The following is a 16,098-nucleotide window of genomic DNA, read 5'->3' on the forward strand; positions in this document are numbered from 1 at the left end:
CTGTGGACGAACCGCGCGGTCCCGTCGCCGGGATGACGATCAGCCTCCGGACCCGGCGGGACGTGGTGGTCGTGGACCCGGACCGGTTCCTGGCCGCCGCACGTGCCGCGTACCGCGAGCTGAACCCCGGGCTCACCGACGCCGAGGTCGCGGAGGCCGTGGCCGACGTCACCGATGCCGCGTACGCGTTGATCGAGCGCCACGGTGACCTGGTGCCGGACCTCGAGCCGATCGACCACCGACCTCTGCCAGGCGTCCGCGTCCCGGACCGCCCGGACGGCCTGTCACCCGCCGGGTGGGTGCGGGAACTGGTGGTGGACGAGCCGAAGCCGTTGCAGGACTACGGCTGCACCCTCCCCGAAGACCTGTTCACACTTCCGACGGACACCTGATCGCGTGCCATGCTCACCCCCATGACCGTGATGGAGGTAACGCGCGGCGACATCACCCGTGAGCACGTGGACGCCATCGTCACCGCGGCCAACGAGTCGCTGATGGGCGGTGGCGGCGTGGACGGCGCGGTGCACCGCGCGGCGGGTCCCCGACTGGCCGAGGCAGGTGCGGCGATCGGCCCGTGCCCACCGGGCCACGCCATGGCCACCCCCGCGTTCGACCTGACCCCGCCGATCCGGCACGTGATCCACACCGTGGGCCCGGTGTGGGAGGGCGGCGGTCACGGCGAGGCGGAAGTCCTGGCCTCCTGCTACCGGCGCAGCCTCGAAGTCGCCGACACCCTGCCCGCCCGCACCCATCGCCTTGTCACCACGATCCGCTCGACGCCGACCGACGTCACCCTGGTCCGGCTGGTCGCGTTCGACGAAACGTCAGCGCCGGAACTGGTTCGAGGCGTACGTGCACGACGTCGTGTCGAGGGAGGCGCTTCGGCCGATCGCCGAGGTCCGGTTGGAGGCCGAGCTGCGGGAGCTGTTGCGCCTCCTGGCCGCTCGTACCGGTCAGGAGCTGGTCAGTCACTCACGCGCCAGGGTGATGTCGCCTCGACCTGTGACGACCCCGGTCACCCGTCAGTGATGGCACCGACGGGTGACCGGGAACTCGTCTATCGCGCACTGGGTCACCAGCCGCGCGAACGCCACTCGGCCAGGTGAGGTCGCTCACGCCCCAGGGTGGTGTCATCGCCGTGACCTGGGTAGACCCACGTCTCGTCGGGCAGTTCGGCGAAGATCCGGTTCTCGACGTCGTCGATCAAGGAACCGAAGGTTTCAGGCGACGTGGTCTTGCCGACCCCTCCCGGGAACAGTAAATCACACTAGCGGGTTAGAGGCGCTAGCCTGGATCCATGACCGAGGTCGTGGGGGTGTACGCCCGGATCAGTGAAGATCCACTGGGTTTGGAGAAGGGCGTGAAGCGCCAGGTCGCGGACTGTCGGGGCCTGTGCGGGCAGCGCGGTTGGAAGATCGGCGACGAGTTCGTCGACAACGATCTCTCCGCGCTGAAGGGCGGCCCGCGGCCGGAGTACGAGCGGCTCATGGAGGCCGTCGCCGCCGGCGAGATCACGCGGATCGTGGCGTTCCAGATGTCCCGGCTGTGGCGCAACCGCCGTGAGCGCGTCGAGGCGATCGAGAAGCTGAAGGCGGCCGGTGTGCCGGTGACCTTGGTCAAGGGAAGCGAACTCGACATGACCACCGCCCAGGGTCGCGCGATGGCGGGCTTGCTGGGTGAGTTCGACACGATGGAGTCCGAGGTCAAGGCCGAGCGGGTCGAGGCCGCCGCACGGCAGCGAGCCGAGGAAGGGAAGGCGAACGGCCCGGTCGCCTACGGCTGGCGACGGGTGAAGATCCGGAACGCCAGCGGTGAGGTCGTGGACTGGCACGACGAGGTTGACCCCGAAGAAGCGGCGATCGTCCGCGAGATCGTCGAACGCCTGTTGGCTCGTGAGTCGCTGAACGCGATCACAGCCGACCTCAACGCACGAGGCATCTCCACGCCACAGGGCGGAAAACCGTGGCGGACCAGCTCGGTCCGCAAGCTCGCCCTGCGATTGGCCAACATCGCCCGGCGAGCACGCGGGCGCCAGGACTTCGGTCCGGCCGCGTGGCCGTCCATCATCGAGCGCGATCAGCACGACCAGGTTGTGGCGCTGCTCAACGACCCGTCACGCGTCAAGACCCGGGGAGGTGCGCGCCAGCACCTCTTGACCTTCGGTATCGGCTGTTGCGGTAAGCCAGGCTGTGGTGCACGGCTCCGAGTCGCGCATAAGTGGGCCAACGCTCGCCGCAAGGAGCAGGGCAAGGTGGCCCTGTACGTCTGCTACAGCAAGTCCGCCTGCGTCGGTCGGCGAGTGGACTGGGTCGACGACCTCGTCGAGCGGGTAGTCGTACGTCGACTCCAGGAGCCCGACGCCCTGGATCTCCTTGCACGCGATGACGACAAGGCTCGTGCCGCACGCGAGCGCGTCGAAACGATCCGTGCTCGACTCAACGGTGCGGCTGACGACTACGCGGACGGGGTGATCGACCGTGAGCAGCTTCGTCGGATCACGACAGCTCTGCGACCCGAACTGGAGAAGGCCGAGCAGCGGTCCATGCGCGCCGTCCAAGGCATCCCCTCGGACATGGTCGTGAGCATGATCGGTGCTCATGCCGCAGAGCGCTGGCGTGAGCTGAAGGTGACGCAGAAGCGCGCGTTGCTCGAAGCGATGGGCGTCGTGGTGACCATCCTTCCGGCCCGAGGTGGTGCGGGCTTCAAGCCGGAGTCCGTTGACGTGCGGTTCGTGAGCGCCGAAGACGGTAGCGCGACCGACGACGGAGAAGCAGCCGTATCGGCGATGAGTAGTCGACGCTGAACTGCTGGCGATATCCTCGGCCAACTGTCTGCTGCGGCGCAACCTTCGGCCAGTCGCTGTCATGGCGACCATCTGGGGTTTCACCGGCGACGGTGAGAGGTATTCGTCACACACCCGAAGGGATAGGCGCTATTCCACGTCATCTCGGGTTCACGTCGGCGGGACATTGGAATGAGGGTTGACGATCACCCGCTCCTGTGCCAGTTTGAGTTTGCTGCGTCAAACCAGTGCCGACACAAGCCCGGGGGCCTCGCTTGCGAGGGATGGGCCGAATGTCGTCTTGCAGGGGGGTTCTAGTGGCGGTTCCGCATCGTCCGGTGCGTTCATCGTGCACTTCGCCGCATGAGGAAGAGGTCTGTGTCGGTTACATGCGACACCGTACGTCCTGCTCAGAGGCGCTAGGCGGCCGTCACATCTAACCCTCTCTGCATTCCTATACCGATCCGGTCCGCGTTCTCCTTAATGGCGAGGAGTTCGCGCTCGCGCATGCCGCTGTGCAGTTCCGTCATGTGAGCCGAGTCGGTTTCTTGTGCTGCCTCAAGGGGAATCGAATGAGATCAACTGTTCGATCGAAATTAGCAGTATCGATCCTGGGTGCCACCCTGGTGCTGGGTGTCGTCGCTGTTCCGGCCACAGCCGCTGCACCGGATCAGCAGACCGTTCCGAATGCGCAGGTCGCGTGGGGCGCCGACATCGAGCCGCCGGATGTGGCGGCCGGTCATGCGCGTCCCGCGCCTCCTGTCAAGCTGGGGAACTCGGGCACGGTGGCGCAGGACAACTGCTCGCTGGAGGCGCTCGAAACCCTGGCAGCCTCGGCGAAGCCTCTCGGTGCGGAAGCGGGCGAGTACGCGGGACTGGCGGGCTTCTCCTGCCTTACCAGTGCGAACCCCAAGAGTGGTGCCGCCGCCGAGGCGCGGGACGCGGCCCTTGGCAAGTTCCGTGCGGAGGCAGCGTCGTCGCCTGCCGCCCGTGCCGACCGCCTCGCCGAGGCCCGGTCGGGTGATGTGGGGACGCAGGCCTACATCCAGCCGCCTGACTGGTGCTTCGACCACGCCTTCGACGGCTGGTGGGGCACGCGGCTGCAAGCGTGCATGATCAACTCGTGGCACGTGGACCAGTGGGTTCGCAACAGCGCGGGCACGATCACCGTGGTCGGCCAGTACGAGTGGCTGGAGATCAGCTACGCGTACACCAGCGGCAGCATCGACTCCTGGGGACACCAGCTCCGCACCCAGAAGTACTACGGTGTCGGCCACGGCAACACCGCCGCCACGATCACCGGCTACTCGTGGTGCGACGGCGAGTGCAAGCAGGACGTCGACACCGGCTTGCGCCCGACGTCGTTCGCGACGGGCACCAACAACGACGGCGAGGCCGCCAACGACTCGACCCGGGGTGAGCCTGGCGGCATCGGTTACAGCGCGGGCAACTGGGAGTACTGGATCCAGTACACCGTCTTCCCCCAGGTGCTGCCGCCCGCCATCACCCCGCCGGGCGTGCGGTGTGACAACGCCCTCGGTGACAACCAGAACAACTCCGGCGACCCGTTCGCCGCCACTGCCGAGGCCGTCATCGGGGCCGGTTGCGTGTTCTACGGGTTCCTGCCGGTGATGACCTACTCGAAGACCGGTTCGTACCCGACGCTGGCCGCCCACATCGAAGCCGCGCAGATCAGCGGTTTGCCTGGGGCCTATCCCGCGGGAGCGGTGCTGAACCGGATCACTAATCCGACCCTGAAGAACCAGAACGGGTACAAGGCGTGCCCGCCGTCCTCGGTGTGGCCACGCCCGACGGGGAAGTCCTGTGACGAGTACCCGTTCCGCTCCACGTCCCAGGGCGCTTCCACACAGACGCCGCAGGGCACGGCCCGCACTTTCGCGCCCCCGACCGTGTCGTGGTGTGAGATGAACCCGGCGTGGGGTGTGCCGACTGGCGTGACCGGCCCGACCGGCTGGTCGTCGTGCATGATCAACGCTACGCACAACGGCAACGGTGGAGCCGCGCTGGGCGCGTTCTACTCGTCCAACCGCGTGCTCGACGGTGATCCGTTCAAGGTCTGGATCCAGCCCTGACCTGAGAGGCTGCCCGTCCCACTTGGGACGGGCAGTTTTCCGGCACGGTGATAGCACGATCATGGGAAGGTGATGCCATGCTCCCAGAGCCGACCGTCAGAGCAGATGCGGCGGACCACTGTGCGGAACTCTTGGCGCATGACGGGTGGCCGTCCGAGGCGATGTGCCTCACCGTGGTGCGAGGGCTTTCTGTCAAGGAGGCGCTGATTCGCTTCGACGGTCTGGCCACCGGCCGCGAGGCGACGTTGGTCGACGCCGGTCGCGCTTCGGTCACCGCCTTCCCCGACGAGTTGCCGCTCGTGGTGGCCGACGACCTCGACAGCTGGGTGGTCCTGGTCGAGGACAACGGCTACCACGGGGCCGATTCCACGGTCCTGTCCCGGTTGTCCGACGGCACCGTGGCCGCCAGCGCCTACTGGAACGTCAACTTGGCCACCCGGCTCTCGCTTGCCTACGGCGGCGAGGTGGTCGGTGCCTTCGACTTCGTCTCCGACGAGCCGCCGACCGAGGGCGTGATCGGGCCGTTCATCCGCAGCTTGGACTTCGCCGATCCCGAGCGGATGTTCGCGTCGGCGCTGGCCTTCCTCGAACGCGTGAGCGGCGTGCGCGTGCCGTTCGACTGGGCGAGCCGCCCGCACCCTGCCTCGGTGGTGGCCGGGTTTCAGTGGCTCGACCTGTCCGGTGCCGACGGGTGGCTGGAGATCAACGCGCCGGAACTGCACGCGGCCCTGTCCACGGCCGGTGGCCCGGAGATGCGCACCGTGACCACCCTGGCCGCCGTCTCGGCCTGCGAGGCTGCCGGCGTCGACGACCCCGCTGTGCTCGGCAGCCTCACCGAAGACGTCGACGCCCTCCCGGCGGCCGAGCGCGCCGATCTTCGCGAACGACTGGCAAGACGTATCCGGGAGGAATACCGGCAGGCCCTGCACCTGCGCTGGGACCGTTGCCGACCGTTGGACCTCGATCCGATAGCCGCCCTGCAAGCCGAGGTCAGCCGCCGCAACGCCGACCGGTCGACCGAATACGGCTTGGTCGCCCGCGCACACGCCATGGCGACAACCCACAGCAGACTGATGAACGACCCCGGCCTCGGCTTGGCCCTCGCGGTGGCCAACGCCTGCCAGATCGACAAACCGGGCTGGCCCGCCCTTCGTGACCGCCTGACGCAAGCCCTCTCAAATCTCTAGATCACTGTGTTGGGCCACTTTATTAACTAGAAGAACTCGATGAGTAGCCGTCCTGACACTGGTCGTGAGTTGTTCGACCGACTGTCCTGTGTGGTCTAACGTGGTCTCATGGGGGCTGGTGACAACACCAGGATGGTGGGGGAACGACCGCCGCAACGGTTGGCCGTGCCGTCGTCCGCTGTACCGGATTCATACTCGGTCGGTGAAATCCGGCGGACGGTCGGCAGTCTTCGCGCGCTTCGCCTCACGCAGGCCGAGCCTCCCGACGAGGGATGGCCGCGAGGACTGGCGGCCGGGTTCGAGGCGTTCGTCGAGCGCGACGACCGGATGCGGGCGCGGATCGCGGCGGGTCATGCGAAGCGACTGAGGTTGCTGCGACGAGCGGACGATCTGCCGTACACGGTGCAGGAAGACCTGTTCGTGTTGTCCGGTAAGGCGTTGGCCTCGGCCACGCCACAGGATCTCGGAATCACCGTCTCGTACTACCCGGGTTCCTCACGAGCCCAGCAGGAGAAGGTAGTCAGCGACGCCGAAGCGGTCATCCGGCTGATCAGGCTCCTGCTGTTCTGGGCCGCGTTGGGCGCCCGGAAGTACCCGGCCGCGCTCCGCGCGCTCCTGCTCTTGATCTTCGGTCCGCGGCTGGTGCCGCATCGTCCGACGTGGCCGGTCTCGAACGCGCCGCCGCCTCGGACGAAGCATCCACCGGGTCGTCTTGTGCTCGCCGAGCCGCGTGTCGCCCGTGCGCCGGGTCGCCGTTGGTCCCTCGCTGTTGTCGTGCAGCGAGGGCCGCGTCGGGCTGTGCGCGCTTGGGGGAGCGCTCTGATCACATAGTCCGTCGTGGCCTTCCCGCATCGGAAGGGCCACACCGTGGCAGACAACAACATCATCGAACCGGCGTACCTGTCCGTGGGGGACGCGGCGGCACGCCTCTCTGTGTCCGAGGCGACGATCCGCCGTGCCATCAGGTCCGGTGAACTCGCGCACGTCCGCATCGGGCGTGCCGTGCGCGTCGCCGTCGTCGATCTCGACGCGTACGCCGCCGCGCGGCGCGTGGCCGTCGAGGGCGGTGAGACCCGATGACGGGCCACCGCAAGCAGGCCGGTTCGGGCCGCAAGCCGTGCCGGACACGGCGTGCGGTGACGGGCGTCCAGGCGGCCACCGAGGCGGGCTTGGAGGCGTACGTCGAGCGGATCGTGCGCGCCGCGCCGCCGTTCACCGCAAGCCAGCGTGCGCGGATCGCGGCGATCCTCAACGGCGCCGCGCCGTCCGCCGGGCGTGCGAACCGCACTGCGGCCGACCACGAGGACGGCCGTCCGTGACGCACCCTGGGGAGTCCGACGAACGAACGAAGAAAACGAATGAACTGCCGCCCGCTCCGCCCGCGGTGGACCCGGTGGTCTTTCGCGGGGTGCTCGGCGAGTTGGTGCTGGCGGCCGATCCGACGACGGAGGCGGACCCGGTCGGGGTGCTGGTGTCGCTGATGGCCAACGTCAGCGCCGTCATCGGCACCGGTCCGCATGTGCAGATCGGCGACACCCGGCACCCGCTGATCGTGTGGCCGCTGCTGTTCGGCCGCACCGGCGCGGGCCGCAAGGGCGACGCCACCGACACCGCGGACCGGCTCACTCGGGCCGCAATGCCGGAGGTCGAGCATCTGTTCGTCAGCGGCCTGTCCTCGGGCGAGGGGCTGATCGAACGCATCCGCGATCCGCGTGACGAGAACGATCCGGGTGGCACCGAGGACAAGCGGCTGAGGATTCTCGAAGCCGAGTTCGGCTCGGTGATGGCGCGCGCCAAGCGGGAGGGCAACACCGTCGGAGCGGTGCTGCGCGAGGGCTGGTCGGGCAAGGCGCTGGCGGTGATGAACCGCCTCGCGCTGCGGGCCTCGTCCTCCCACGTGATCATCATCGGGCACGTCACGCCCCGTGAGTTCCGGCTCAGGCTGGCCGCGACCGAGATGGCAGGCGGCACCTTCAACCGCTTCCTGCCGGTCTACGTCGAGCGCTCCAAACGGCTCCCACTGCCGGAGGGAATCGCACCCGGACTCCTCGCGGAGCTGGGTGCCCGGCTGCGTGCAGCGGTCGAGCGGGCCGCCCGTCACGGGGAGGTCGGCCTGGACCAGGAGGCCCGCCGGTTGTGGGAGGACGAGCTGTACGACGAGCTGGGTTGCGCCGACGACGAGGAGGGCGCCTGGACCGAGTTCGCCCGTCGAGCGCTGCCGTACTGCCGCCGCGTCGCTGCCCTCTACGCGGTGTTGGACGACCGCTCCTACGTCAATGAGGGCGATCTGAAGGCGCGTCGTAAGTGAGCACGAACCTGCTGTGGTTCTTGTCGATGGCGGGTCCGGCCAGCTCGCTGTCCGGCGTGTCGGCGGAATAGACGATCAGAGTGGGCTTGCGCCGATCCCGCTCGGGCGTCCATGCCCGGATCTCGTCGCACAGGTGCTCGGTCAACTCGGCGGCAGCCGGACCGTGGCCGATCGCGCCCAGCTCCCAGCGCACCTCGTCACCGTTGGTCTGGCGGCGGGAGGTGAGGTAGGCCAGTGAGTCGCCGTCGACCAGTGCCGGGGACCGGAACGCCTGGATCGGGTCGCACACCTCGGGCGCGACGTCGGAGTGGGCGTCGATCCGGCACACGCGCTGATCGGTGGCGGTCAGCCGGAGCCAGATCCCGTCGTGCGGCTCGTCGCCGGCGATGGTGACGCCCGACCAAGCAGTGGTGCGCGGCTGGTCGAGCACGCCGCGCAGCGCGTCCAGGTTGACGGCCTGGTCCCGGTCCCAGTGGAGCTTGACCGTCTCGTCGTCGTTGATCGGGCCGCTGAGTTCGCCATCGTCGGCGTTGACCAGGTACACGAAGCCGCACAAATAGATCGAGTCGGAGACCAGTCGACCGTCGGCGTAGGTGAAGCCGACGCTGCGTGCCTGGCCGCGCCAGCGCAGCGGGGCGACCAGCCGCGCGCCGGGGGCGAGCTGCTGCCACCAGGCCGCGGGGATGTCCCAGGGCGAGACGGTGGCGATGAGGCGGTCGTAGGGAGCGTGGTCGGGGTGGCCGAGTCCGCCGTCGCCGGTGACCACGTGGACATCGCCGTGGCCTGCGGCGGCCAGGTTGCGAGAAGCTTGCGTGGTGACGTCCGGGTCGATGTCGATGGTGGTCACCAGATCCGCGCGGCCGGTCAACCGCGAGAGCAGGCTGGCGTTGTAGCCGGTTCCCGCGCCGATCTCCAGGACGCGGTCGCCCGGCTGGACGTCGAGCTGGTCGAGCATCATGCCGACCACGAATGGTGCCGAGGCGCACGACAGCGAGCGGCCGTCCTCGAAGCGGTGGGTGATCACCGCTTGCCACGGGTTGTAGGCGGTCTTCAGGTCGGCTTCGGGCACGAACTCGTGGCGGGGCGTGTCCCGCAGGACCCGTTCCACCTCCTCGCGCTGGGCGTACCCGACCTTGCGGACCTTCTCGACCATCTCCGCGCGCAGCGCCTCGGGTGAGGCGGCGGTATCGGTCGTCGGATCGGTGGCGGTGTCGGAGTCCATCGGTTCCTTTCGTTGTTCAGCGTTCATGGTCAACCGTCCAGCAGCAGGCAGGCGTCCCACCGCGTGGTGGGCGTCGTGTCGGTGGTCGCGGCACGCTGTGCCAGCCGGACACCGGCTGCCCCGGTAAGCAGCCCGTGTGGGCGCGGCGGGTGGTGGAGCAGGTGTTCGGCCAGCCGCCCGGCGAGCCGGGGAACGTGGGCGCGCACCTGTTCATCGTGCTCTCCCACCCGCCAGGCAGTGTGCAGCACCCCGGCCCATCCGTGGCACAGCGACACATCGCTGAGCTGGGCTAACTGTGCTTCGTCGGTCAGGCACCAGGCCAGTGCCCGTTGGGCGAAGCGCTGCCGGTGGGTGTCGCCGAGAGCGAGTGCGGCCAGTTGTTGGGCACGGGCGATGCCGGGGGTGCCGTAACACCAGGACGGGCGATGCGGGCCAGCCGATCGGAGGGCGCCGGTGACGTGTTCGGTTCGCGTGATCGCTCCGGGCCACCACACCCGGTACTCGCTCCCGCAACGCCAGTGGTCCAGCCAGCGGCAGATGCGGTCCACCGCCTCGGCGTGACCGGGTACGGCAATCCCACGCCGCATCGCCAGCGCCAGGAGCGCCAACGGTCCGGCGATTCCATGCGCGACGCCGAGGTTGCCGTGTCCGCCCGCCCAGTCGGGGCCGGGACCGGTTGGCCCGCTGGTGGCCCACCATCCCGGCAGGCCGTCGGGGCGTGGTTCGGTCAGGCGCACCAGGTAGACGAGCACGTCAGCCAACTGCGCTTTGTGCCAGTCCATGCTGCCGTGGCGGCGCAGGAGGTACGCGCCGAGGCCGGTCAGCCCAGAGACGAGGTCGAACTCTCGCTTGGCGGGCAGTTCGCCGGAGTCGATCCGGCGATGAGCGGCGTCCAGGCGGGCGCGGATGACCGCCTCGACATGCCCGTTCACTGCGGCCAACGCACGGTGATGGGTGGTTGCGGCGAGGGTGAACGCCACAGCCGGTGCGCCGTCGAACAGCGTGGCCTGGTGCGGGTGCGCCAGCACCGGTTCGGCGACCATCGCCGTCAGCCACTCCTCAGCGCCCTCACCGAGCTCCAAGTGCAGCAGTGCCGTGCCCGCCGCACCGTCGGCCAGCGACTGCGCCCATCGGGCGGTCCTGACGTCGCGGACCTGTCCGCGTCCTCGGACTGTCATGCGATGTCCTGGGTGGTTCGCCAGACTGCGGCGGCCTGCCGAGCCAACCGCAGACAGATCGCCTCGCGGTCACGGTTCACGCCCAGTGCGCGGTTGTGGTGCATGTGCAGCAGTGAGTGCAGTACGCGGTCGATGTCCACGCCGTCGGGCAGTGCTCGGCGGTACCGGGCAAGCGCGTCGGTGCGTTGCCGGTGAACCTGAGAGATGGCGGACCGTCCGGGAATGCCAGCCTGCGCTCCGTCGCGTACCAACCGCGTGACCTCGTTGACCTCTGCGCGGTCAGGAACGGCTGGCGTGGCCTGGGCGCTCAACCAGTCCACAGCGGCGGCACGGCCGCCGAGGAACGCGGTGGCCACGTCAAACATCGACAACCCGGTGAGCACGGTCGGAGCGACGTTGTCGGCAGCCAGGTGGGTGAGTTGGGCGAGCACCAGGTGGGAGTCCGCGGTGAAGACGTCCTCTGCCTCTTCCATGGCGATGTAGCGGCCGACCTCGGGGAAGTAGGTGTCGAACGCCAGTCGTCCGATCAGCCCTTCGGCGCGAAGTCGGTCACCCCATGAGGTGACGGCGGTCAGCACCCGGTCGGTGTCACCTGGCTTGTCGCCGTGCACGCGGACCCGCAGCCGCAGTTGATCGGGATCCTCTCCTTCCCGGGCCTGCGGGTAGCGGACGAACCAGCACGCGCGGTCGCCGAGTGCGGCCAGCAGCGCGGGCAACTCGTGGACGAGCAGGTGGTCCATCCGGCCCGCGGAGAGGTAGAGCTTGGCGTACAGCCAGGACGAGTCAGCCGAGCCGGGCAAGTGGCCGTGTTCGCGGGTCAGGACCGGCAGCACCTTGACGTCCGGGGCGGGATCGGGCATCCGCAGCGAGGTCAGCGGCAGCACCACGGTGTGCGGGTGGCCGGAAAGCCACCCGTCCGCGTCGGGGTCGGCGGCTTCCAGCAACACGGCTTCGGAGTGCTTACGTAGGTGTCGGTAGAGGATCGTGCGGTGTACGGGCACGTCGAGATCCAGCGGAAGCAACTGGTCGAAGTCGCGCAGCTCGACTCGTGCCGGGCAGCGCCACGTCTCCCGCCAGGAGTCCAGGGCCTGGTCCCACCCAGCCGTCCCACTCGGCAGATCGGCCGCTGTGAGCCGCCACCGGGCCGCCGACAGGATCGCCCGCCCGTAGCGCACGCGCGGCCGGAAGGGCAGCGCGTCGGCCGCGCCCCAGTCGAACCCGATCCAACCGATGTCCAGGGCGCGGGACAGCTCGCCGACCAGACGTGCCATCGCCGGCTGCTGCTTGGGTGCCAGGGCGTGCAACACCTGCGGTTCGACGACGCGGCGACGAGGAAGGTCCACAAGGTGCAGGCGTCGGTGCGTTGCAGTGACCGCAAGGTCGTCAACGCGGATCGCCCCATCAGGGACGTGCTCGCCGATCGACACGACGTTCGGCAGGTACGCGGGCACCCGGCACACGTTCTCCGCAGCCGGGTAGATCGGGGAGAACGACAGTTGCACCGGTGCCGCGCCGGCGGTCGTGGTCGGCAACGCGGCGAAGATCGCTGCCAGCCCCGCCTCCGGCACCAGAGTGGTGAACCGTGAGGTCAGCGTCCCGGCGGCCCGTCCGGGCGACACCGTCAGCGTGAACTCGCCACGGTCCAGAGCGGCGGCATTGGCGGCGTGGATGCGCGCACCGAGGTCGACGTGCGGCGGAGGTGTCCCCCGCTCACCGCCGGCGGCAGCCAGCTTCTCCACCAGCGCTTCGTCCAGCTCGACCTCTCGCTGTCCGAGGGCGGTGGCCTCGGCAGCCAAAGCCAGCAGCAGCTCGTCACGTGCCGAGAACACGTGCCGGTGGGCAGACCGCGGGCTGCCCGGATAGCCGCGGGGCAGGCCGATTCCGCCGTCTCGATCCAGGACCATCCGCAGTGGTATGAGCGTGCCGGTGCCGTAGCGCTCGCAGAACGCGGCGAACCACTCTCGCCACTCGCGGCTGCCGGTGGTTTCACGGGTCAGCCGTGCCAGCACGCCAGCGGCGCGCTGCATCTCGCGGACCACCTGCTGCGGGAGCTGCACGTGAGCGTCGAGCCGGAGATCGACCGACAGCGGCACGCGCATCGAGTCCGCGACCTCACGCATCCGCGAAGCCAGGTCAACGCGTGCTTGCTCGCTGGGAGTGTGGTTGTGCTCGGTGATCGCGCGGTGAATCCGGTTCAGTTCCTCCGCCAAGGGAGCGATGGGCAACGAGTCGGCACCCGCGTCCCGCAGACGTTCGATCAGGAACGCCAACGGGTCGGTGACCGTGCCCGTGGCGCGCAGCGAAGTCAACAAGAGACCGTGCCGCAGGAGGGACATCAGCGTCGCCGAGGCGTCCCCGGCCTCCGGGAAGGCGTGCGCCAGCTTGTCCGACAGGACACCGAACCCGATCGGCACGGCGGCCTCGTCCCGAACCATCGCCACTGCGGATGTGGCTCGGATGCTGACCTTGCGCGGGCCGGGCAGTTCCCACCGTCCGGCGCGCAGTTCCGCCGCGTCATTGACGGTGACATCCAGCCGCGCCACCAGTTCAAGGCAGTCCTCCAGGCGTTGCACGACCCGGTGGAGCCAGCGCGTCTCGGCACGTACAACGGGACGATGACCTGTACCCCAGCGAGCGTCCGTCGACGTCCCTACGGCCAGCGTGCTCACGCCGGCGAAGGTGCCGAACGGGGTCGGTCGGCCACGAGCGCGCAACACGTAACGGACGACGGACAGGGTGGCGCGTCGGACGTCCCGTGCTGCCACCGCGTCGCCCGACAGGATCGTCTCCACGCGGGTGGCAAGGACGGGGCTGGCGTGCCGGATTGCCGGGGCGATCCCGGGAAGGGGCCATGCTTCGGCCAGCCACGAGCGGCAGTCCTGCTCGTCGTCAGGATCCGGCCAGCGGCGGACGTCGATGACCTCAGCCGTCGCACGGAGCAACCCGGTCCTGTGGTGCTGGTAGTGGACGAAACCCTTGTCAGCGCGCATGTCTACGTCCTCCTCCCCGACGTGGGGCCGCGCTTCGCACCCGACCCCACGTCGGTCGCCGTCGTCAGATCACCGCTGCGAGTGGCAGGCGGAAAGCTCGCAGGTGTGCCCGCAGCCGTCGTCGGTCGCGCACGCCGCGTCTTCGACCCCCACCTGTTCGGTCTCGATCCGCACGTCCAGGTCGAAGACGCCCGCCGGGGCGTCCTGAAGGGCAGTAATCACGTTTGTCTCCTTCGTTCGTCACACACGCGCATCGCACGCGTGATCTTGTAGTTGGAAGCAGAGGCCATCTGGGAAGGCAGCACGGCGGTGCAGCAACCAGGCGGTGATCGGTGTCGCCATGAGCGATGTCGAGGTCTCGGGTAGATCAGCCCTCGCCAGCGGAAGGTGGAATGCGGGGGAGACGTCGGGTGTCGGCGTTGTGCAGGACATGACCGGCGATACGGACACGACCTTCGAACGGTGGCCTCACCGCTCGATGTCGGCCGCCTTGGACTTCGTCGTCGGTCCGGTCGCCGCGTGGGGATCGCTCGCGCTGATCGCCTCCTTCTTCAGGCTGGGAGGGTGACGGCAGCGAGTCGTGGTCCTGCTTCCCGGAGCCGGTGCGGCAGCGCAGCTCCGCCACATGCGTTCGAATGTCCGCGGTGCGGCGACGGGCCAACCGCCGGTGGTTCCGCCAGGCACGCAACCCGTAGATCAAGCTGGCCACGGCGGCCAGCGCTAACAGCGACAGGCCCAGCAACGTGAGCGCGGTGGCGACCCACGAGATGACAACCCACATGACGCCCTCGCGGTCGTGATCGGTGGGAGCCTGCTGTCCTGACCGGTGCCCGCACGGCCAGCACGGCAGACGCTCGAAGATGCGTCCGGCGTCCGGCGTCCGGTTGCCGGGGTATGTCCCACCACCAGGTCGTGCCCGGAGGCTCATGCGGGATGCTCCGTTCCACCTGGTCCGCTGGACGCCATGTCCGCTGGAGCCAGCTAACGACCGTTTTGGTCGCGTCGGGAGCTTGTGTGCGCTGCGTGCGCACGGTGTGCCGATTCCGGGCAGCCTCTTGACCCGATTGGGTCTGGTGGAGTAGAGGCGGGACACGTGAGGATCACGGAGATGTCGGATCCATCCCCTGGAGACGTCCTGCGCGCCGAGCGCCAGAGACGCCGCCTCACCTTGGCCCAAGCTGGCAAGCTGCTGGGCTACTCCGGCTCGGCGCTGTCCCGCATCGAACGTGGACGTCCGGTGGACACCGACACGTTGCGGCGGCTGGCCGACCGCTACGGCATCCACCCGCAGCGGCTGGGACTCGCTACCGTAGGGCCAGCAGACCCTCTGAATGGCGGTGATGACGTGCTGCGTCGAGAACTGCTGGCCGGGGTGCTCGGTGTCGCCGGGGCCGCGTTGCTCGGCCTGCCCGACGCCCACGCCCAGTCCACGACAACCGGACCCGTGACCGTCGACGAGCTGCGTCGCCTGGTCGACCGCGTTCAAGCCGACTACCTGGCCTGCCGGTACTCCCAGTTGGCCGCTGGCCTGCCGCAGGTAATCCGCCACGCGCAGGCCACGCGCGCCGCCGTGGACGCCGAACAACGTGGCGAAGTGGACGCGCTGATGGCCACCGCCTACCGGCACGCCACCTGGCTGGCGCTGCGGCTGGGCGAGGACGGACTGGCCACCGGTCTGTCTGACCAGGCACTCTCGGCTGCCCGCGCGTCCGGAAACCTGCTGGTGGAGGCCGAAGCCGCTCAGATGGGTGCGGTCGTGCTGCGCCGGTTCGAGCAGCCTGACAAGGCCCAGCACCTGGTCGTAGACACCGCAGGCAAACTGCATTCCGATGCCGGCCTGGCCAGCTCTGGGTACGGCGCGGCCTACGCGATGCTGCTGGAGACCGGCGCGTACACCGCCGCCATCGCGGGCCGCCGTGACACCGCCCTGGAGTTGCACGCCGAGGCGACCACCGCGGCCCGTACCACCCGGACGGCGTTGCCCACCGCACTCACCCCGTCGGCGGTGGACGCCCGCTACCTGGGGTTGTACGAGATCAGCGTGCACCGCAAGCTCGGCGACTACGGCACCGCCATCGAGGCGGCCCGCGCCATCCGTCCGGGCACGATCACCGTCACCGAGCGGCTGGTGCGCTACTGGGAGGACGTCGCCCTGACCTTCGGCTCCTGGGGTAAGCGAGAACAGGCATTCCACGCGCTGCTCGCCGCAGAACGCGCCGCCCCACAGGAAGTCAGGCTGCGCCCGTGGGCGCACCGCTTGACCCGGCAACTGCGCTCTTCCGGGCCGTCGCTGCCAGGCTTGCGCGAGTTCGCCGTCCGTGCTGGCGTCGCCTGATCA

The 16,098-nt window shown here is 69.1% G+C and carries 15 protein-coding genes and 1 pseudogene; 11 read left to right on the forward strand and 5 right to left on the reverse strand.

Annotated elements, in window-relative coordinates; genetic code table 11:
* The first annotated feature begins 32 nt into the window (after nt 1-32).
* Entirely contained in the window at nt 33-392 is a 360-nt protein-coding gene (locus tag A6A25_RS12585; protein ID WP_143193118.1) for a hypothetical protein, read from the forward strand.
* 21 nt (nt 393-413) lie between these two features.
* Complete coding sequence (locus A6A25_RS12590) at nt 414-1,106, forward strand: macro domain-containing protein (protein ID WP_073888783.1); 693 nt, start codon at nt 414-416, stop codon at nt 1,104-1,106.
* Here the strand turns inward: A6A25_RS12590 and A6A25_RS12595 are convergent.
* Nucleotides 1,073-1,264, reverse strand: a pseudogene (locus tag A6A25_RS12595) (MBL fold metallo-hydrolase); the annotation flags it as partial. The gene A6A25_RS12590 and the pseudogene A6A25_RS12595 sit on opposite strands and share 34 nt — an antisense overlap.
* 33 nt (nt 1,265-1,297) lie before the next feature.
* On the opposite strand from A6A25_RS12595, the gene A6A25_RS12600 reads away from it, so the two are divergent.
* The 7 genes from A6A25_RS12600 (at nt 1,298) to A6A25_RS12630 (ending at nt 8,370) form a co-directional block, all read left to right on the forward strand.
* On the forward strand, nt 1,298-2,803 hold the full coding sequence (locus tag A6A25_RS12600) for a recombinase family protein (RefSeq protein ID WP_073888785.1): 1,506 nt from the start codon (nt 1,298-1,300) through the stop codon (nt 2,801-2,803).
* Nucleotides 2,804-3,354: 551 nt separating this feature from the next.
* Nucleotides 3,355-4,875, forward strand: coding sequence for a hypothetical protein (locus tag A6A25_RS12605; RefSeq protein ID WP_143193119.1), 1,521 nt, complete (start codon nt 3,355-3,357; stop codon nt 4,873-4,875).
* 77 nt (nt 4,876-4,952) lie between these two features.
* On the forward strand, nt 4,953-6,062 hold the full coding sequence (locus A6A25_RS12610; RefSeq protein ID WP_143193120.1) for a DUF6461 domain-containing protein: 1,110 nt from the start codon (nt 4,953-4,955) through the stop codon (nt 6,060-6,062).
* A gap of 108 nt (nt 6,063-6,170) precedes the next feature.
* Complete coding sequence (locus tag A6A25_RS12615; protein ID WP_143193121.1) at nt 6,171-6,893, forward strand: hypothetical protein; 723 nt, start codon at nt 6,171-6,173, stop codon at nt 6,891-6,893.
* Nucleotides 6,894-6,929: 36 nt separating this feature from the next.
* Nucleotides 6,930-7,142: a helix-turn-helix domain-containing protein gene (locus A6A25_RS12620; RefSeq protein ID WP_158073722.1), complete on the forward strand. Its 213-nt coding sequence runs from the start codon at nt 6,930-6,932 to the stop codon at nt 7,140-7,142.
* A complete protein-coding gene (locus A6A25_RS12625; protein ID WP_073888795.1) occupies nt 7,139-7,381 on the forward strand; it encodes a hypothetical protein in 243 nt (80 codons plus the stop codon). Before A6A25_RS12620 ends, A6A25_RS12625 begins: the two co-directional genes overlap by 4 nt.
* Nucleotides 7,382-7,455: 74 nt before the next feature.
* Nucleotides 7,456-8,370, forward strand: coding sequence for a DUF3987 domain-containing protein (locus A6A25_RS12630; RefSeq protein ID WP_143193122.1), 915 nt, complete (start codon nt 7,456-7,458; stop codon nt 8,368-8,370).
* Here A6A25_RS12630 and fxlM read toward each other — a convergent pair.
* From fxlM to A6A25_RS12650, 4 genes are all read right to left on the reverse strand, one after another.
* Nucleotides 8,336-9,592 (reverse strand): methyltransferase, FxLD system, encoded by a 1,257-nt coding sequence (fxlM, locus tag A6A25_RS12635; protein ID WP_073888799.1) that lies wholly within the window; start codon nt 9,590-9,592, stop codon nt 8,336-8,338. The two genes, A6A25_RS12630 and fxlM, sit on opposite strands and share 35 nt — an antisense overlap.
* A 29-nt stretch (nt 9,593-9,621) precedes the next feature.
* Nucleotides 9,622-10,770 carry a lanthionine synthetase C family protein gene (locus tag A6A25_RS12640; protein ID WP_073888801.1) on the reverse strand — a complete coding sequence of 383 codons (1,149 nt, stop codon included), beginning with the start codon at nt 10,768-10,770 and terminating at the stop codon, nt 9,622-9,624.
* Complete coding sequence (locus A6A25_RS12645; protein WP_073888803.1) at nt 10,767-13,760, reverse strand: lantibiotic dehydratase; 2,994 nt, start codon at nt 13,758-13,760, stop codon at nt 10,767-10,769. The genes A6A25_RS12640 and A6A25_RS12645 overlap by 4 nt, the downstream gene beginning before the upstream one ends.
* A 69-nt stretch (nt 13,761-13,829) precedes the next feature.
* Nucleotides 13,830-13,982: an FxLD family lanthipeptide gene (locus tag A6A25_RS12650; RefSeq protein WP_083668276.1), complete on the reverse strand. Its 153-nt coding sequence runs from the start codon at nt 13,980-13,982 to the stop codon at nt 13,830-13,832.
* A 118-nt stretch (nt 13,983-14,100) separates the two neighbouring features.
* Between A6A25_RS12650 and A6A25_RS12655 the strand changes: the two genes are divergently transcribed.
* Nucleotides 14,101-14,328 (forward strand): hypothetical protein, encoded by a 228-nt coding sequence (locus A6A25_RS12655; RefSeq protein WP_143193123.1) that lies wholly within the window; start codon nt 14,101-14,103, stop codon nt 14,326-14,328.
* 540 nt (nt 14,329-14,868) lie between these two features.
* On the forward strand, nt 14,869-16,095 hold the full coding sequence (locus tag A6A25_RS12660) for a helix-turn-helix domain-containing protein (RefSeq protein ID WP_143193124.1): 1,227 nt from the start codon (nt 14,869-14,871) through the stop codon (nt 16,093-16,095).
* Nucleotides 16,096-16,098 lie beyond the last annotated feature (3 nt).

Source organism: Saccharothrix sp. CB00851 (assembly GCF_001905065.1).
Lineage (GTDB): Bacteria > Actinomycetota > Actinomycetes > Mycobacteriales > Pseudonocardiaceae > Actinosynnema.